Origin of the sequence: Streptomyces sp. NRRL S-378 (assembly GCF_000720645.1) — a bacterium.
GTDB lineage: Bacteria > Actinomycetota > Actinomycetes > Streptomycetales > Streptomycetaceae > Streptomyces.
In genome coordinates this window covers 1-17,078 of sequence record NZ_JOBX01000063.1, presented here as the reverse complement: position 1 = coordinate 17,078, position 17,078 = coordinate 1, and the positions used below count along the sequence as shown (strand labels likewise).

Here is a 17,078-nt window from a genome sequence, read left to right as displayed (position 1 = left end):
GTTCTGCAACGCCCGACCGTACCGCTGCGTGCCCCGGATCTGTCACCCGTGGGACGTAGGATTCGAAGCTGCCCCCCTCCCCCCGCCGCCAGGAGACCAGCGCCGTGACCAAGACGCCGTTCACGCACCTCCACGTCCACACCCAGTACTCGCTGCTGGACGGTGCCGCACGGCTGAAGGACATGTTCAACGCGTGCAACGAGATGGGCATGACGCACATCGCCATGTCCGACCACGGCAACCTGCACGGGGCCTACGACTTCTTCCACTCCGCCCAGAAGGCCGGGATCACGCCGATCATCGGCATCGAGGCGTACGTCGCCCCCGAGTCTCGGCGCAACAAGCGCCGCATCCAGTGGGGCCAGCCCCACCAGAAGCGCGACGACGTCTCCGGTTCCGGCGGTTACACCCACAAGACCATCTGGGCGGCGAACTCCACCGGCCTGCACAACCTCTTCCGGCTGTCCTCCGACGCCTACGCCGAGGGCTGGCTCACGAAGTGGCCGCGCATGGACAAGGAGACCATCAGCAAGTGGTCCGAGGGGCTGATCGCCTCCACCGGCTGCCCCTCCGGCGAACTGCAGACCCGCCTGCGCCTCGGCCAGTTCGACGAGGCCCTGAAATCGGCTTCCGAATACCAGGACATCTTCGGCAAGGACCGCTACTTCCTGGAGCTGATGGACCACGGCATCGAGATCGAGCGCCGGGTCCGCGACGGACTGCTGGAGATCGGCAAGAAGCTCGGCATCCCGCCGCTGGTCACGAACGACTCGCACTACACCTACGCCAGCGAGGCCGCCGCGCACGACGCACTGCTGTGCATCCAGACCGGCAAGAACCTCTCGGACCCCGACCGCTTCCGCTTCGACGGCTCCGGCTACTACCTGAAGTCGACCGACGAGATGTACGCCATCGACTCCTCGGACGCCTGGCAGGAGGGCTGCGCCAACACCAAGCTGGTCGCGGACCAGATCGACACCGAGGGCATGTTCACCTTCCGGAACCTGATGCCGAAGTTCGACATCCCGGACGGCTACACCGAGGTCACCTGGTTCCGCGAGGAAACCATGCGCGGCATGCACCGCCGCTTCCCCGGGGGCATCCCCGAGGACCGCATGAAGCAGGTCGAGTACGAGATGGACACGATCATCTCGATGGGCTTCCCCGGCTACTTCCTCGTGGTCGCCGACTTCATCATGTGGGCCAAGAACCAGGGCATCGCGGTGGGCCCCGGCCGAGGCTCCGCGGCCGGTTCGATCGTCGCCTACGCCATGGGCATCACCGACCTCGACCCGATCCCGCACGGCCTGATCTTCGAGCGCTTCCTCAACCCCGAGCGCGTCTCCATGCCCGACGTCGACATCGACTTCGACGAGCGTCGGCGCGTCGAGGTGATCCGGTACGTGACCGAGAAGTACGGCGCCGACAAGGTCGCCATGATCGGCACGTACGGCACCATCAAGGCCAAGAACGCGATCAAGGACTCCGCGCGCGTCCTGGGCTACCCGTACGCCATGGGCGACCGCCTCACCAAGGCCATGCCCGCCGACGTCCTCGGCAAGGGCATCCCGCTCTCCGGCATCCTCGACCCCTCGCACCCCCGCTACAGCGAGGCCGGCGAGATCCGCGCCATGTACGAGAACGAGCCGGACGTGAAGAAGGTCATCGACACCGCCCGCGGTGTCGAGGGCCTGGTCCGCCAGATGGGCGTGCACGCCGCCGGCGTGATCATGTCCAGCGAGCGGATCACCGACCACGTGCCCGTCTGGGTGCGGCACACCGACGGCGTCACCATCACCCAGTGGGACTACCCGAGCTGCGAGTCGCTCGGCCTGCTGAAGATGGACTTCCTCGGCCTGCGCAACCTCACGATCATGGACGACGCCGTCAAGATGGTGAAGGCCAACAAGGGGATCGACATCGACCTCCTGGCCCTCCCGCTCGACGACCCCAAGACCTTCGAACTGCTCGGCCGGGGCGACACCCTCGGCGTCTTCCAGTTCGACGGCGGGCCCATGCGCTCCCTGCTGCGCCTGATGAAGCCCGACAACTTCGAAGACATCTCCGCCGTGTCCGCGCTCTACCGCCCGGGCCCGATGGGCATGAACTCCCACACGAACTACGCCCTGCGCAAGAACAAGCAGCAGGAGATCACCCCGATCCACCCCGAGCTGGAGAAGCCGCTCGAAGAGGTGCTCGCGGTCACCTACGGCCTGATCGTCTACCAGGAGCAGGTGCAGAAGGCCGCCCAGATCATCGCCGGGTACTCGCTCGGCGAGGCCGACATCCTGCGCCGCGTCATGGGCAAGAAGAAGCCCGAGGAGCTGGCGAAGAACTTCACGATCTTCCAGGCGGGAGCCCGCAAGAACGGCTACTCCGACGAGGCCATCCAGAAGCTCTGGGACGTCCTGGTCCCCTTCGCCGGCTACGCCTTCAACAAGGCCCACTCGGCCGCGTACGGCCTGGTCTCCTACTGGACCGCCTACCTCAAGGCGAACTACCCGGCCGAGTACATGGCCGGCCTGCTCACCTCGGTCAAGGACGACAAGGACAAGTCCGCGATCTACCTCAACGAGTGCCGCCGCATGGGCATCAAGGTGCTCCCGCCGAACGTCAACGAGTCGGAGTCCAACTTCGCCGCCCAGGGCGACGACGTGATCCTCTTCGGGCTCACCGCCGTCCGCAACGTCGGCCAGAACGTCGTCGACTCGATCATCAAGACCAGGAAGTCCAAGGGGAAGTTCTCCTCCTTCCCCGACTTCCTGGACAAGGTCGAGGCCGTCGTCTGCAACAAGCGCACCATCGAGTCGCTGATCAAGGCCGGGGCCTTCGACGAGATGGGCCACACCCGCAAGGGCCTGGTCGCCCACCACGAATCGATGATCGACAACGTGGTCGCGGTCAAGCGCAAGGAAGCCGAGGGGCAGTTCGACCTCTTCGGCGGAATGGGTGACGACGACGGCGGCGACGAGCCCGGCTTCGGCCTCGACGTGGAGTTCTCCGACGTCGAATGGGAGAAGTCCTACCTCCTCGCCCAGGAACGCGAGATGCTCGGCCTCTACGTCTCCGACCACCCGCTCTTCGGCCTGGAGCACGTCCTCTCCGACAAGACCGACGCCGGCATCTCCCAGCTCACCGGCGGCGAGCACTCCGACGGCGCCGTCGTCACCATCGGCGGCATCATCTCCGGCCTCCAGCGCAAGATGACCAAGCAGGGCAACGCCTGGGCCATCGCCACCGTCGAGGACCTGGCCGGCTCCATCGAGTGCATGTTCTTCCCCGCGACCTACCAGCTCGTCTCCACCCAGCTGGTCGAGGACACCGTCGTCTTCGTCAAGGGCCGCCTCGACAAGCGCGAGGACGTCCCCCGCCTGGTCGCCATGGAGATGATGGTCCCCGACCTCTCCTCGGCCGGCACCAACGCCCCCGTGGTCCTCACCATCCCCACGGTCAAGGTCACGCCCCCGATGGTGACCCGTCTGGGGGAGATCCTGCGCCACCACAAGGGCAACACCGAGGTGCGGATCAAGCTCCAGGGGCCGCGCACCACCACCGTGCTGCGCCTCGACCGGCACCGCGTACAGCCCGACCCGGCCCTCTTCGGAGACCTGAAGGTCCTCCTCGGACCGTCCTGCCTGGCCGGATGAGAGCGGCCGCCCCACGCACGGAAGGGCCTGCCCGGCGATGCCGGGCAGGCCCTTCCGGTTCCGGTCGTCACAGACCGACGCGAAGGACGTCAGTTGTGGCCGAACTTCTTCTGCTTGCTCTTGTGGGCCAGATCCATCGGACTGGGGGCGTGCGACGACTGCTCGGGGGAGTCCGAGGAGCGCGACGTGTCCTGCGCGGACGAGCGGGTCTGCTGCTTCGCCGGCTGCTTCTGGTTCTTGTTCTTGGCCATGGTGGAGCCTCCGTGAGGGTCTAGGGGCCAGGACCGCCTTCACACTCACACAGCGCCAGAAACCGCGCATTTTGGATCATTACTGCGCGTAGCCGATGGCCGTTCCCCGCCACCCCGCCGGATCCGCCACGCCGATGATCGAGTTCCGGCCTTCAACACCCCCCAGGTCGGGCAGACTCGGGGCACCCCGGAAAACACACGGGGACCCCCCAGGGAAGAGGGTGGAACGCGTGGACCGCTGCGTCGTCCTGGTGGACGCCGGCTACCTGCTGGGCGCCGCCGCCAGCCTTCTCGCCGGGGAGCCCTCCCGCTCCCGGATCACCGTCGACCATGCCGCCCTCATCCAGGGCCTGCGCGAGCGTGCCGAGGCCGACACCCAGCAGCCCCTGCTGCGCATCTACTGGTTCGACGGCGCACCCGACCGGGTGCCGCAGCCCGAACACCGCAGGCTGCGCGTCATGTCCCGGGTCACCGTCCGCCTCGGCGCCCTGACCCGCAGCGACGGCCGCTGGGCCCAGAAGGGCGTCGACGCCGCCATGCACGCCGAACTCACCGAGCTCGCCCGCAACCGCGCCTGCTCCGACGTGGTCCTCGTCACCGGCGACGGCGACCTCCTGCCCGGCCTGATGTCCGCCAAGGAACACGGCGTCGCCGTCCACCTGTGGGCCGTCCAGGCCGCCGACGGGGACTACAACCAGTCCGAGGACCTCGTCGCCGAGGCCGACGAACGCCGTGTCCTCGACCGGGCCTGGATCACCCGGGCCGTCCGCGCCAAGGACCTCGCCGGACTCTGCGCCCCACCACCCGTGCCCCGCCCCGACATCGCCGCCATCCTCTCGGCCCCGCTGCCCGAGGCGGCGCTCGCCGAGGCCGCCCGCAACGGCACCGCCCCCGCGGACGACGACCGGGAGGCGGCCCCCGTACCGGCGCCCACCACCCCCGGCGGAAAGAGCGTCCCCACGCCCAAGGACCTCGCCGGCGCCCTGCGCGCCCCCGGCCCGCACGGCGGACAGCACGCCGCCGCCGGCACCCCCGCCCCCGCCAGCGCCCTGCGCTGGTCCTCCGACAAGGGCTGGATCGACCGGGCGGGACCCCTGGGAGAACCCGCCGAGACCGCCTCGCTGCCCACCCTCGCCCAGCTCACCAGCGCCGAACAGCGCTGGGCGGACCGGGAGGAGGACATCACCACCGTCGGCGGGGACCCGTTCGAGGTGGGACAGGTGTTCGCCCGGCGCTGGATGGAGCGGCTCCCCGAGACCGTGCACCTGCAGAAACTCGCCACCATGTACCCGCGCATCCCGCACCGCATCGACGGAGAGCTGCTGCGCTACGCCGCCCGGTTCGGCCTGCTCGCGCACAAGGACGACCAGATCGACGAGCACGACCGCTACGCCATCCGCGCCGGGTTCTGGAGGGAGATCGACGTCCGCGCCGCCGCCGAGCACGTCGCGGCAGTACCGGCCGCCGCACCCGGAACCGCACCGGGCGACCTCGCCGCCCCGCTGACCCCGGCGGCCGAGTAGGGGCGGGAACCCCGTAGGCTGCTCCCTCGTGAGTACGGGCACAGCACAGGCGCAGGACAGCACGGCGGCGGCCGCGGGAGCGGCGTCGGACGTGGTCTGCGCGGTACGTGACCTGGTCAAGACGTACCCCGCGGTACGCGGACGGCGCGGCGCCCCCGCCCTGCCCGAGACCCGCGCCAACGACGGCGTCAGCCTCGACGTCCGGCGCGGCGAGATCTTCGGCCTGCTCGGCCCCAACGGCGCCGGCAAGTCCACCCTGGTCCGCCAGCTCACCGGCCTCATGCGCCCCGACTCGGGCACCGTGACCCTCCTCGGCCACGACCTCGTACGCCACCCCGGACGGGCCTCCCGGCTGCTCGCCTACCTCGGCCAGGAGTCCACCGCCCTGGACGAGCTCACGGTGGCACTGGCCGCCGAGACCACCGCACGCCTCCGCGGCCTCGACGTACGGGCGGCACGCGCCGAGCGCGACGCCGTACTGGAGGAACTCGGGCTGACCCCGATCGCCGGGCGACCCCTGAAGAAGCTCTCCGGCGGCCAGCGACGCCTCGCCTGCTTCGCCGCCGCACTCGTGGGCGAGCGACCCGTGCTCGTCCTCGACGAACCCACCACCGGCATGGACCCCGTGGCCCGGCGGGCCGTGTGGTCGGCCGTGGACCGGCGCCGCGCCCGTCACGGCGCGACCGTCCTGCTCGTCACCCACAACGTCATCGAGGCCGAGACCGTCCTCGACCGGGTCGCCGTCATCGACCAGGGCAAGGTCATCGCCTGCGACACCCCCACCGCGCTGAAGGCCCGGGTCTCCGGCGAGGTCCGACTGGAACTGGTGTGGCGCGAAGCCGCTCCGCTGGAGGTGCCCGAGGTCGCCCTGCTGCGCGACCGGGCCGTCGAATCGGGACGCCGCTGGGTGCTCCGGCTGGCGCCGGACGAGGCCAGGGCGGCGGTGGCCTCGGTCACCGGCGGACCCGCCTTCGCCGCGCTCGACGACTTCACCCTGGCCACCCCCAGCCTCGAAGACGTATACCTGGCCCTCGGCGGCAAGACGAAAGGGCTGGTGAAGTCGTGAGCGACCGCACGACGGGAGCCGTCCGGGCCGCGCCCGTGCCCGACGCCGCCGTACCGCACCCCGCACCTGTGCAGGTGGCCGCGCCGCTGGCGCCCGGCGCGCGGTTCTTCCCCGCGCTGGCCGCCGTCTACCGCGCCCAGCTGTCCCGGGCACGGGTGGCGCGCATCCCGCTGCTGTTCGTCGCCACCTTCCAGTCCGTCGGGATCATGATCCTGATGAGGGGCGTCGTCGACGGCGGCTCGGAGGCCCGGGCCGTCGTGGCCGGCTCCTCGGTGCTCGTCGTCGCCTTCGTCGCGCTGAACCTGCTCGCGCAGTACTTCGGGCAGCTGCGGGCCGGCGGCGGACTCGACCACTACGCCACCCTGCCCGTACCGCCCGCCTCGGTGGTGCTGGGCGCGGCCGCCGCGTACGCCTCCTTCACCCTGCCGGGGACGCTGGTCACGGCGGTCTTCGGGTGCCTGCTCTTCGGCCTGCCGATGGGCGGGCTGTGGATCCTGGCCGCCGTGGTGCCGCTGGCCGGGGCCGCGCTGGCCGGGCTCGGCGCTGCGCTGGGGCTGCTGGCCCCGCGCCAGGAACTGGCCACCCTCGCCGGACAGCTCGGGATGTCCGCGGCCCTGCTGCTGGGCGTGCTGCCGCCCGAGCGGATGCCGGCCGTGATCGTGTGGGCGCGGGACCTACTGCCGTCCACGTACGGCGTGGAGGCGTTCGCCCGGACCTTCGAGCAGTCGCCGGACTGGGCCGCCGTCGCCTTCGACCTCGGCGTGTGCGGGGCCGTGGGGGTCGTCTCCCTGGCCGTCGCGACCTGGGCGTACCGGCGGGCCTCGGTCCGCTGACGCGGTCCGCCGACGCCCCGGCCGGGCACACCTGGCACGATGTGGGGGTGACCGAAGCCGTGACCCCGCAGTCCCCGTTCGACCCGCCGCCGTCGCCGCCCGAGAAGCCGGGTGGCACCGCCGCGGCCATCACCCGGGAGGACATCCGCGACGGGGCCGTTGTGGCCCTGGCGGTCGGGGTGGCCGGGCTGCTCCTGGGACTGCTGTGGATGTGGCTCGCACCCCGGGTGCAGTACGTCTCCAACGGTGAGGCGGTGTTCCTGCGCAACACCGAGAGCGAGGCGCGGATCGCCGCCGACGGCACCTTCTTCCTGCTGGCGGCGGGACTGGGCGCACTGAGCGCCGTCGGCACGTTCCTGTGGCGCCGGGCCGGTGGCGTGCCGCTGGTGATCGGGCTCGCCGTGGGGTCCTGCTTCGCCGCGCTGGCGGGGTGGCGGTTCGGGCTGTGGCTCGGGGCGTCGTCGACCGATCTGGCCGCCGCAGCGGCCGCCGCGGGCAAGGGCGTGCCGTTCGACGCGCCGCTGGAGCTGATGGCGCACGGGGCGCTGCTGGCCTGGCCGATGACCGCCGTACTGCTGCACCTGGGGTTCACCGCGCTGTGGACGCCGCGGGATCCGGAGCCGGATCCGCTGTACGGGTGGAGCGGGTACTACCAGCCCGCCGCGCCGCCGTCGGCCGAGCGGGCGCTGCCGCCCACCGACACCGGACCGACGGCGTCGGAGGCCCCCCGCGCCTGACCCTTCCGGGCTGGTGGCCGATGGCCGGTGGGCGGTGCGGTACCGCTGCGCGGAGCCCGTCCCGCCCCTGCTCCGTTTCCCGGGGCTCCGGCCCCCGCCGAGCGCTGCCCGGACCTGCGCCTCGATCGCCCACGGGCCGGGCCGGTGGCCGGCCGAGCCGGAGGCTAGGGGCGGCCGATCGGGGCCAGGGTGGCCTCGGTGAGGGTCGTCAGGTCCGTCGGGGAGAGTTCGATCTCCAAGCCGCGCCGGCCCGCCGAGCAGCAGATCGTGGGGTGCGTCGACGCGGACTCGTCGATCACCGTGCGCAGCCGCTTGCGCTGCCCCAGCGGGGAGATGCCCCCGCGGACGTAACCCGTCGTGCGTTCCGCCAGGGCCGGGTCCGCCATCGCCGCCCGCTTGCCGCCGACCGCCGTCGCCAGCGCCTTCAGGTCCAGCGACCCCGAGACCGGGACCACCGCCACCGTCAGGACGCCGTCCACGTCCGCCACGAGGGTCTTGAACACCTGCGTGGGCGAGACCCCCATGGCCTCGGCGGCCTCCTCGCCGTACGAGGGGTGCGCCGGGTCGTGCTCGTACGCGTGCGTCGTGAAGGCCACCCCCGCCGCCGTCAGCGCCGCGATCGCCGGAGTGCCGGCCGCCTGCTTCGTCTTCTTCGCCATCGGTCCCCCGTCAGTTGGGGCTCGTCGGAGCCCGGGTCAGTTCCACCGCCGGCAGCGACGGGAGGTGGCGGATCACCGCCGTCTCCGTACGCAGCAGCTTCAGCTCCTCCGCCAGCCGCGTCGCCGTGTCCGGGGCTTGGAGCAGCCGCTGCTTCGACGGGATGTCCAGCACCGCCGCCGCGGCCACCAGGTACGAGACCACCGACGGCTCGTCGGGGAGCTCCGCGCCCGTCAGGGACCGCTCACGGGCTCCGGCCAGCCGCTTCTGGTAGCTGCGGAAGGCCCGCAGCACGCCCTCCGCGAGGACCCCGGCGCCGTCGCCCGCGTCCTCCGGGAGCTCCTCCAGCTCCGCGGTCAGGAAGGGTCCCGAGGAATCGACCGAGAGCAGACGGACCCGCGTCGTACCGGTCGCCAGGACCTCGAAGCTGCCGTCCTCCCGCTCCCGGATCGTCGCCGCGTCCGCGATGCAGCCCACCCGGTGGAACGCCTGGATCGGGTCCGCGCCGAAGCCCGCGGACGGGCCCCGCTCGGGCAGGGCCGTCGGATCCGGCAGGCCGGGTGCGGTCGGGGCGACCTCGCGGCCGTCGCGGATCGCGACGACCGCGAAACGGCGCGGCTCGTCCTCACCCGTCTTCAGCAGCTCGCGCATCATGGCGCGATAACGCTCCTCGAAGACGTTCAGCGGGAGGACGAGTCCCGGGAACAGCACCGAGTTCAGCGGGAAGAGTGGCAGGCGAACGGTGGTCACGACGCACAGGGTAATCGTCCGGAGACGCGCCCCGTCACCCCCGCCGCAGCAGCCGGGAGGCCCCCGCCGCCACCGTCGTGGCCAGGATCCAGCCCATGATGACGAGGCCCGCCGCCCCCCACTGCCAGCCGCCCGCCAGTTTCCACTGACCCTGCTGGCCGAGGTCGATCACCGGGAGCAGCAGATCCAGCGCGTACAGCGGTGCGCTCCACTGCGGATGCTCGTCCTGCTTGATCGCCGGCGGGTCGAGCTGCGAGAACAGCAGCGTCCCCGCCGCCCAGAGCACCGCCATCCACAGCGCCGCCCGGCCCGGCCGGTACCCGTACACCACCGTCCAGTCCTGGAGGTACCCCCACGCCTTCGGCCCCGGCGGCAGCGTGGCCCGGCGCCGCCGCTGCTTGGCCAGCAGCACCTCGCGCGCGTCCGCGTCCTCGCCGCAGGCACGCAGCACGGCCGCCAGCCGCTCGTACGGCCCCGGCGAGTACTCGGGCGTCGCAGCCTCCAGCCAGGCCAGCCGAAGGGAGAGGGGGAAGTGCCCGCGGGGCGCGAGGTCCTCGTACTCGAACCCCTCGATGGACACCCCGCCCGGGCCCGGCCAGCTCGTGGCGGTGTCGACGAGCTTGACCACCTTCGCCCCCGACACCACCACCCGGCCGCGCTCCGGCCCCTCCCCGACGAAACGGAACTCCGGGGTCTGGATCCGGCGCAGGGAGATCTCCTGCTCGTCCGTGAGCAGGAACCGCGCGCCGTAGAAGTCGATGGCGTCCCCGAACCGTCCGTCGTCCAGCCGCAGCCCGCCGCGGCACTCGAACGGCTGCGCCCGCTGACCCCGCGTCGGCGTCCGGCCCAGCCCGTACGGGGGAGTGGAGGAGCCCGACCCGCCCCGGCCGTAGCCCATCGCGATCGAGGTCAGGTACAGGGTCCGCTCCACGGTCAGCTGCGGCGCGTTCAGCGCGTACCGCCCGGAGGGATTGCGCAGCCGGGCCCCGCGCAGGTTCATCGACACGCCGACCTTGGCGCCGCGCAGGCTCACCTCCCCGTACGTCTCCAGCAGCTCGCCCTGGAAGTCCTGCGCGACCGACATCCCGTCCGCGGCGATCGCCCGGCCCTTGGTGTCCCGCTGCACCACCACCTGGCTGACCAGCAGGTCCGTACCGATCTGCGCGTCGGTCAGCCGGATCCCGCGCGCCACCCGGCAGCGCGGCAGGTGCAGGTCGCCCTCCGTGTGCAGCCGGGACGCCTCCAGCCGCGGGATCGCACAGTTGACCAGGCGCAACGTGCCGAAGCGGGCCTCGGACAGCTGGATCTCGCTGTCGAAGCGGCACGACTGGAGCTCCACGTACGGAGCAACCGTCCCACCGGAAAGATCCAGGCGCCCGGTGATCCGTACGCCGCGCAGCTTCAGCGACGCCACCCGGCCCGGCACCGGCGGCGGACCGTGGAGCAGCAGCAGCGCCACCACCCGGGCGCGGACGCTGCGCCCCGGCCCCCACACGCGGTCGGAATGCGGATCGTCCTGGTCGGCCGCCCGGGCACTGAGGTCGCAGACGCTGCCCGTGCGGAAGGCCTCCCACATGCGGCGCTCGGAAGCGCTCAGATCGGCCGGTTCCCCGTCCGGGCTCGCCTCGGTCACCGCGGTCCCCCTCCGCCGTCATGTACGTGTAGGCGAACGCTAACGGGCGCCGGTGACGTCCGGGGACGTCCGGGACGTGTATCAGCCAGTGATACGGGCGGACAGTGGCACGAGGCGGTCTGAGAGAATTGGGAGGTGATCTCTCGTATCGACCTGCGCGGTGACGCCCTCCCCGAGGGCGGCGCCCTGCGCGACCTGCTGCCCCGTGCCGAGTTCGACGTGGAAGCCGCCCTGGAGAAGGTGCGGCCCATCTGCGAGGACGTCCATCATCGTGGCACGGCGGCGCTGATCGAGTACGCGCAGAAGTTCGACGGGGTGACGCTGGAGCAGGTCAGGGTGCCCGCGGAGGCCCTCAAGGCCGCCCTCGACGAGCTCGACCCGGCCGTCCGCGCAGCCCTGGAGGAGTCGATCCGGCGCGCCCGGATCGTGCACCGCGAGCAGCGCCGCACCGAGCACGTCACCCAGGTGGTCCCCGGCGGCACCGTGACCGAGAAGTGGGTTCCGGTGGAGCGCGTGGGGCTGTACGCCCCGGGCGGCCGTTCGGTGTACCCGTCGTCCGTCGTCATGAACGTGGTGCCGGCCCAGGAGGCGGGCGTCGAGTCGATCGCGCTCGCGTCCCCGCCGCAGAAGGAGTTCGGCGGTCTGCCGCACCCGACGATCCTCGCCGCCTGCGCCCTGCTCGGCGTGGACGAGGTGTACGCGGTCGGCGGCGCCGTGGCCGTCGCGATGTTCGCGTACGGCACCTCGGGTCCCGACGGCTGCCTGCCGGTGAACATGGTCACCGGCCCCGGCAACATCTGGGTCGCCGCCGCCAAGCGCTACTTCACCGGCCGGATCGGCATCGACACCGAGGCCGGCCCGACCGAGATCGCCGTCCTCGCCGACTCCACCGCCGACCCGGTGCACGTCGCCGCCGACCTGATCAGCCAGGCCGAGCACGACCCGCTGGCCGCCGCAGTCCTCGTCACGGACTCCGCCGAGCTCGCGGACGCCGTCGAGCGGGAACTGGAGCCGCAGGTCGCCGCGACCAAGCACGTCGAGGACCGGATCAAGCCCGCCCTCGCCGGCAAGCAGTCCGCGATCGTGCTCGTCGACAGCCTGGAGGACGGCCTCAAGGTCGTCGACGCCTACGGCGCCGAGCACCTGGAGATCCAGACCGCCGACGCCGCCGCCTGGGCCGCCCGCGTCCGCAACGCCGGCGCGATCTTCGTCGGCCCGTGGGCCCCGGTCTCCCTCGGCGACTACTGCGCCGGCTCCAACCACGTCCTGCCCACCGGCGGCTGCGCCTGCCACTCCTCGGGCCTGTCCGTGCAGTCCTTCCTGCGCGGCATCCACATCGTCGACTACACCCGCGACGCCCTCGCCGAGGTCACCCACCACGTGGTGACCCTCGCCGAGGCCGAGGACCTGCCCGCCCACGGCGCCGCCCTCAAGGCACGCTTCGGATGGAAGGTCCCCACCCCGTGAGCATCGGCATCGACGACCTCCCCATCCGGGACGAACTGCGCGGCAAGAGCCCGTACGGCGCCCCGCAGCTCGACGTGCCCGTCCAGCTGAACACCAACGAGAACCCCTACGAGCTGCCCGCGGAACTCGTCGCGCGCATCGCCGAACGCGTCGCCGACGCGGCCCGCACCCTCAACCGCTACCCGGACCGGGACGCGGTCGAGCTGCGCACCGAGCTGGCCGCCTACCTCACCCGTACCGGCAAGCACCCGGTCACGCGGGAGAACGTATGGGCCGCCAACGGCTCCAACGAGGTCATCCAGCAGCTGCTGCAGACCTTCGGCGGGCCCGGCCGCACCGCGATCGGCTTCGAGCCCTCCTACTCCATGCACGCGCTGATCTCCCGCGGCACCGGCACGGGCTGGATCTCCGGCCCGCGCCGCGAGGACTTCACCATCGACGTGGAAGCGGCCGAGCGGGCGATCGCCGAGCACGCACCCGATGTCGTCTTCATCACCTCGCCCAACAACCCCACGGGCACCGCGGTCGACGCGGCGACCGTCCTGGCCCTCTACGAGGCGGCCCAGTCGGCCAAGCCCTCCCTCGTCATCGTCGACGAGGCCTACGTGGAGTTCAGCCACCGGGACTCGCTGCTGCCCCTCATCGAGGGCCGCCCCAACATGGTGATCTCCCGGACCATGTCCAAAGCCTTCGGCGCGGCCGGCCTGCGCCTGGGCTACCTGGCCGCGCACCCCGCCGTCGTCGACGCCGTCCAGCTGGTGCGCCTGCCGTACCACCTGTCCGCCGTCACCCAGGCGACGGCCCTGGCCGCCCTGGAGCACACCGACACCCTGCTCGGCTACGTCGAGCAGCTCAAAGCCGAGCGGGACCGCCTCGTCACCGAGCTGCGGGCCATCGGATACGAGGTCACCGAGTCCGACGCGAACTTCATCCAGTTCGGGAAGTTCGAGGACTCGCACACCGCCTGGCAGAAGATCCTCGACCACGGGGTCCTGGTCCGGGACAACGGCGTACCCGGCCGGCTGCGGGTCACCGCCGGCACCCCGGCAGAGAACGACGCGTTCCTGGAAGCGGTTCGCGCACTGAAGAAGGAGCAGCACGCATGAGCCGCATCGGACGGGTCGAACGGACCACCAAGGAGACCTCCGTCGTCGTCGAGATAAACCTCGACGGAACCGGCCAGGTCGACGTCTCGACGGGCGTGGGCTTCTACGACCACATGCTCGACCAGCTCGGCCGCCACGGCCTCTTCGACCTCACCGTCAAGACCGACGGCGACCTGCACATCGACTCCCACCACACCATCGAGGACACCGCCCTCGCCCTCGGCGCCGCCTTCAAGCAGGCCCTCGGCGACAAGGTGGGCATCTACCGCTTCGGCAACTGCACCGTGCCGCTCGACGAGTCCCTCGCCCAGGTGACCGTCGACCTGTCCGGCCGCCCCTACCTCGTGCACACCGAGCCCGAGAACATGGCACCGATGATCGGCTCCTACGACACGACGATGACCCGGCACATCCTGGAGTCCTTCGTCGCCCAGGCGCAGATCGCCCTGCACGTCCACGTCCCGTACGGCCGCAACGCCCACCACATCGTGGAGTGCCAGTTCAAGGCCCTCGCCCGCGCGCTGCGCTACGCCGCCGAGTTCGACCCGCGCGCCGCCGGCATCCTGCCCTCCACGAAGGGCGCCCTCTAGCAGTGAACGGGCTGAACACCATCCTGATCGTCCTCGGCCTCTTCCTGGCCGGGGGCGTCTACTCCTTCCAGAAGCAGCAGATGCCCAAGTCGGTCATCATCCTGCTCGCCCTCGCCTCCGCGATGTGTCTGGCAGCCGGAGTCCTGCGAATCCAAGGAATCTGGGAATGAGCACAGCACGCCCCACCAAGAAGGTCGTCGTCTTCGACTACGGCTTCGGCAACGTCCGCTCCGCCGAACGCGCCCTCGCCCGCGTCGGCGCGGACGTCGAGATCACCCGGGACTACGACAAGGCCATGGACGCCGACGGACTCCTCGTCCCCGGCGTCGGCGCCTTCTCCGCCTGCATGCAGGGCCTCAAGGACGTCCGCGGCGACTGGATCATCGGCCGCCGGCTCTCCGGCGGCCGCCCGGTCATGGGCATCTGCGTCGGCATGCAGATCCTCTTCGAGCGCGGCATCGAACACGGCGTGGAGACTTCAGGTCTCGACGAGTGGCCCGGCACGGTCGGCCCGCTCAAGGCCCCGATCGTCCCGCACATGGGCTGGAACACCGTCGAGGCCCCGGCCGACAGCCAGGCCTTCGCCGGCCTGGACGCCGACGCCCGGTTCTACTTCGTCCACTCCTACGCGGCACGCGACTGGAGCCTGGAAGTCACCAACCCGCTGATCCGCGCCCCCAAGGTCACCTGGGCCACCCACGGCGAACGCTTCGTCGCGGCGGTGGAGAACGGGGCCCTGTGGGCCACCCAGTTCCACCCCGAGAAGTCCGGCGACGCCGGCGCCCAGCTCCTCACCAACTGGATCGAGACCCTCTGATGCCGAACACGCTTGAACTGCTCCCCGCGGTCGACGTCCGCGACGGCCAGGCCGTCCGCCTCGTCCACGGCGTCTCCGGCAGCGAGACCTCCTACGGCTCCCCGCTGCAGGCCGCCCTCGCCTGGCAGGCCGCCGGCGCCGAATGGCTCCACCTCGTCGACCTGGACGCGGCCTTCGGCACCGGCGACAACCGCGCCCTGGTCGCCGAGATCACCCGCGCCATGGACATCAAGGTCGAGCTGTCCGGCGGCATCCGCGACGACGCCTCGCTCGCCGCGGCCCTCGCCACCGGCTGCACCCGCGTCAACCTCGGCACCGCCGCCCTGGAGACCCCCGAGTGGGCCGCCAAGGCCATCGCCGAGCACGGCGACAAGATCGCCATCGGCCTCGACGTGCGCGGCACCACCCTCAAGGGCCGCGGCTGGACCAGCGAGGGCGGCGACCTCTACGAGACCCTCGCCCGCCTCGACTCCGAGGGCTGCGCCCGCTACGTCGTCACCGACATCGGCAAGGACGGCACGCTCACCGGCCCCAACCTGGAGCTGCTGCGCAACGTCTGCGCCGCCACCGACCGGCCCGTCGTCGCCTCCGGCGGCGTCTCCTCCCTGGACGACCTGCGGGCCCTGTCCGAGCTGGTACCGCTGGGCGTCGAGGGCGCGATCGTCGGCAAGGCCCTGTACGCCAAGGCCTTCACCCTGGAAGAAGCCCTGAAGGTGGTCTCCGCATGAGCAGCACCCCCGACACCGGCGCCGTCCGCCGGATCTCCTCCGGCGGCCCCTACGAGGACGTCATCGCGTACTCCCGCGCCGTGCAGCTGCCCAACGGCCTCGTCCTGGTCTCCGGCTGCACCGCGGCCGACGCGGGCGGCCCGTACGACCAGACCGTCGCCGCCTTCGGCGTCGCCTTCAAGGCCCTCGCCCAGGCCGGCCTCGGCCCCGAGGACGTCGTCCGCACCCGCATGTACCTGACGCACGCCCGCGACGTGGACGAGGTGGGCCGCGCCCACAAGGAACTCTTCGACGCGGTCCGCCCGGCCGCGACGATGCTCATCGTCTCCGGCTTCGTCGACCCGTCGATGGTCGTCGAGGTGGAGGTCGAGGCGTACAAGGCGGTGCCCGCATGAGCCTCGCCGTACGCGTGATCCCCTGCCTGGACGTGGACAACGGCCGGGTCGTCAAGGGCGTCAACTTCCAGAACCTGCGCGACGCGGGCGACCCGGTGGAGATGGCCAAGCTGTACGACGCCGAGGGCGCCGACGAGCTGACCTTCCTCGACATCACCGCGTCCTCCGGGAACCGCGAGACCACCTACGACGTGGTGCGGCGCACCGCCGAGCAGGTCTTCATCCCGCTGACGGTGGGCGGCGGCGTCCGCACGGCCGACGACGTCGACAAGCTCCTGCGGGCCGGAGCGGACAAGGTCGGTGTGAACACCGCAGCCATCGCCCGCCCCGAGCTGATCCAGGAGATCGCGGAACGGTTCGGGCGGCAGGTCCTCGTGCTGTCGGTCGACGCCCGCCGCACCGCGTCGGGTTCCTTCGAGGTCACCACCCACGGCGGCCGGCGGGGCACCGGCATCGACGCCGTCGAGTGGGCCCACCGGGCCGCGGAGCTGGGCGCCGGCGAGATCCTGCTGAACTCGATGGACGCCGACGGCACCAAGGACGGCTACGACACGGAGATGATCGCGGCGGTCCGCAAGCACGTCACCGTGCCGGTGATCGCCTCCGGCGGCGCGGGCCGCCTCGCGGACTTCGCCCCGGCGATCGCGGCGGGCGCGGACGCGGTGCTCGCCGCGTCGGTGTTCCACTTCGGCGACCTGCGGATCTCCGAGGTCAAGTCGGCCCTCCGCGAAGCGGGCCACCCCGTCCGCTAGTCGTTCCCCGTCTGCGGGCCGGTGGCCGCGCCTCAAGCGCCGGCGGGGCTGGTTTGTGCGGCGGTGGTGCGGTTGCCCTGGCCGGGCGGTGCACGTGGTGTCCGGGTGCGGGCCGGTGGGTGCGCC

At 71.7% G+C, this 17,078-nt stretch carries 17 protein-coding genes; 13 read left to right on the top strand and 4 right to left on the bottom strand.

The features are described from left to right. Positions 1-104 precede the first annotated feature (104 nt). A complete protein-coding gene (gene dnaE, locus IH80_RS0131460) occupies positions 105-3,647 on the top strand; it encodes a DNA polymerase III subunit alpha (protein WP_030965006.1) in 3,543 nt (1,180 codons plus the stop codon). Between the two features lie 89 nt (positions 3,648-3,736). On the opposite strand, the gene IH80_RS45460 is transcribed toward dnaE, so the two are convergent. Continuing rightward, positions 3,737-3,898 (bottom strand): hypothetical protein, encoded by a 162-nt coding sequence (locus IH80_RS45460; RefSeq protein ID WP_199819336.1) that lies wholly within the window; start codon positions 3,896-3,898, stop codon positions 3,737-3,739. Positions 3,899-4,119: 221 nt separating this feature from the next. Between IH80_RS45460 and IH80_RS0131450 the strand changes: the two genes are divergently transcribed. The 4 genes from IH80_RS0131450 to IH80_RS39920 are packed head-to-tail and all read left to right on the top strand — an operon-like array spanning position 4,120 to position 8,057. Beyond that, the gene (locus IH80_RS0131450; protein ID WP_234432446.1) at positions 4,120-5,421 is read left to right on the top strand and encodes an NYN domain-containing protein; all 1,302 of its coding nucleotides are present in this window, start codon (positions 4,120-4,122) and stop codon (positions 5,419-5,421) included. Positions 5,422-5,449: 28 nt separating this feature from the next. After that, positions 5,450-6,487: an ABC transporter ATP-binding protein gene (locus tag IH80_RS0131445; protein ID WP_030965004.1), complete on the top strand. Its 1,038-nt coding sequence runs from the start codon at positions 5,450-5,452 to the stop codon at positions 6,485-6,487. A 35-nt stretch (positions 6,488-6,522) separates the two neighbouring features. Next, positions 6,523-7,320 (top strand): ABC transporter permease, encoded by a 798-nt coding sequence (locus tag IH80_RS0131440; RefSeq protein WP_051810172.1) that lies wholly within the window; start codon positions 6,523-6,525, stop codon positions 7,318-7,320. Positions 7,321-7,367: 47 nt separating this feature from the next. Further along, positions 7,368-8,057 carry a hypothetical protein gene (locus tag IH80_RS39920; RefSeq protein ID WP_063757362.1) on the top strand — a complete coding sequence of 230 codons (690 nt, stop codon included), beginning with the start codon at positions 7,368-7,370 and terminating at the stop codon, positions 8,055-8,057. A gap of 164 nt (positions 8,058-8,221) precedes the next feature. Here IH80_RS39920 and ybaK read toward each other — a convergent pair whose 3' ends face one another. The 3 genes from ybaK to IH80_RS0131420 are packed head-to-tail and all read right to left on the bottom strand — an operon-like array spanning position 8,222 to position 11,097. After that, positions 8,222-8,716 carry a Cys-tRNA(Pro) deacylase gene (gene ybaK, locus IH80_RS0131430; RefSeq protein ID WP_030965000.1) on the bottom strand — a complete coding sequence of 165 codons (495 nt, stop codon included), beginning with the start codon at positions 8,714-8,716 and terminating at the stop codon, positions 8,222-8,224. Between the two features lie 10 nt (positions 8,717-8,726). Beyond that, complete coding sequence (locus IH80_RS0131425; RefSeq protein ID WP_030964999.1) at positions 8,727-9,464, bottom strand: LON peptidase substrate-binding domain-containing protein; 738 nt, start codon at positions 9,462-9,464, stop codon at positions 8,727-8,729. 34 nt (positions 9,465-9,498) lie between these two features. After that, positions 9,499-11,097 carry a hypothetical protein gene (locus tag IH80_RS0131420; protein ID WP_030964997.1) on the bottom strand — a complete coding sequence of 533 codons (1,599 nt, stop codon included), beginning with the start codon at positions 11,095-11,097 and terminating at the stop codon, positions 9,499-9,501. A 135-nt stretch (positions 11,098-11,232) separates the two neighbouring features. Here IH80_RS0131420 and hisD point away from each other — a divergent pair, with 135 nt between their 5' ends. Genes hisD through hisF form a run of 8 tightly spaced genes read left to right on the top strand, consistent with a single transcriptional unit; the run spans position 11,233 to position 16,952 of the window. Beyond that, positions 11,233-12,564 carry a histidinol dehydrogenase gene (gene hisD / locus IH80_RS0131415; protein ID WP_030964996.1) on the top strand — a complete coding sequence of 444 codons (1,332 nt, stop codon included), beginning with the start codon at positions 11,233-11,235 and terminating at the stop codon, positions 12,562-12,564. Then, positions 12,561-13,670 carry a histidinol-phosphate transaminase gene (locus tag IH80_RS0131410; protein ID WP_037881677.1) on the top strand — a complete coding sequence of 370 codons (1,110 nt, stop codon included), beginning with the start codon at positions 12,561-12,563 and terminating at the stop codon, positions 13,668-13,670. The genes hisD and IH80_RS0131410 overlap by 4 nt, the downstream gene beginning before the upstream one ends. Continuing rightward, positions 13,667-14,260: an imidazoleglycerol-phosphate dehydratase HisB gene (hisB, locus tag IH80_RS0131405; protein WP_030028107.1), complete on the top strand. Its 594-nt coding sequence runs from the start codon at positions 13,667-13,669 to the stop codon at positions 14,258-14,260. Before IH80_RS0131410 ends, hisB begins: the two co-directional genes overlap by 4 nt. 2 nt (positions 14,261-14,262) lie before the next feature. Beyond that, complete coding sequence (locus IH80_RS45455; protein WP_030855494.1) at positions 14,263-14,430, top strand: hypothetical protein; 168 nt, start codon at positions 14,263-14,265, stop codon at positions 14,428-14,430. Next, positions 14,427-15,077 (top strand): imidazole glycerol phosphate synthase subunit HisH, encoded by a 651-nt coding sequence (hisH, locus tag IH80_RS0131395; protein WP_030964994.1) that lies wholly within the window; start codon positions 14,427-14,429, stop codon positions 15,075-15,077. The genes IH80_RS45455 and hisH overlap by 4 nt, the downstream gene beginning before the upstream one ends. Next, positions 15,077-15,805 carry a bifunctional 1-(5-phosphoribosyl)-5-((5-phosphoribosylamino)methylideneamino)imidazole-4-carboxamide isomerase/phosphoribosylanthranilate isomerase PriA gene (gene priA, locus IH80_RS0131390; protein ID WP_030964992.1) on the top strand — a complete coding sequence of 243 codons (729 nt, stop codon included), beginning with the start codon at positions 15,077-15,079 and terminating at the stop codon, positions 15,803-15,805. The genes hisH and priA overlap by 1 nt, the downstream gene beginning before the upstream one ends. After that, positions 15,802-16,200, top strand: coding sequence for a RidA family protein (locus IH80_RS0131385; RefSeq protein WP_030964991.1), 399 nt, complete (start codon positions 15,802-15,804; stop codon positions 16,198-16,200). Before priA ends, IH80_RS0131385 begins: the two co-directional genes overlap by 4 nt. Then, positions 16,197-16,952 carry an imidazole glycerol phosphate synthase subunit HisF gene (gene hisF / locus IH80_RS0131380; RefSeq protein WP_030964990.1) on the top strand — a complete coding sequence of 252 codons (756 nt, stop codon included), beginning with the start codon at positions 16,197-16,199 and terminating at the stop codon, positions 16,950-16,952. The genes IH80_RS0131385 and hisF overlap by 4 nt, the downstream gene beginning before the upstream one ends. Positions 16,953-17,078: the final 126 nt, after the last annotated feature.

What these genes read in the sequence shown, in the direction of transcription:
- ybaK (WP_030965000.1), bottom strand. Translation starts at nt 8,716, where the DNA reads ATGGCGAAGAAGACGAAGCAGGCGGCCGGCACTCCGGCGATCGCGGCG.
- hisB (WP_030028107.1), top strand. Translation starts at nt 13,667, where the DNA reads ATGAGCCGCATCGGACGGGTCGAACGGACCACCAAGGAGACCTCCGTC.
- IH80_RS45460 (WP_199819336.1), bottom strand. Translation starts at nt 3,898, where the DNA reads ATGGCCAAGAACAAGAACCAGAAGCAGCCGGCGAAGCAGCAGACCCGC.
- hisH (WP_030964994.1), top strand. Translation starts at nt 14,427, where the DNA reads ATGAGCACAGCACGCCCCACCAAGAAGGTCGTCGTCTTCGACTACGGC.
- hisF (WP_030964990.1), top strand. Translation starts at nt 16,197, where the DNA reads ATGAGCCTCGCCGTACGCGTGATCCCCTGCCTGGACGTGGACAACGGC.
- IH80_RS0131385 (WP_030964991.1), top strand. Translation starts at nt 15,802, where the DNA reads ATGAGCAGCACCCCCGACACCGGCGCCGTCCGCCGGATCTCCTCCGGC.
- priA (WP_030964992.1), top strand. Translation starts at nt 15,077, where the DNA reads ATGCCGAACACGCTTGAACTGCTCCCCGCGGTCGACGTCCGCGACGGC.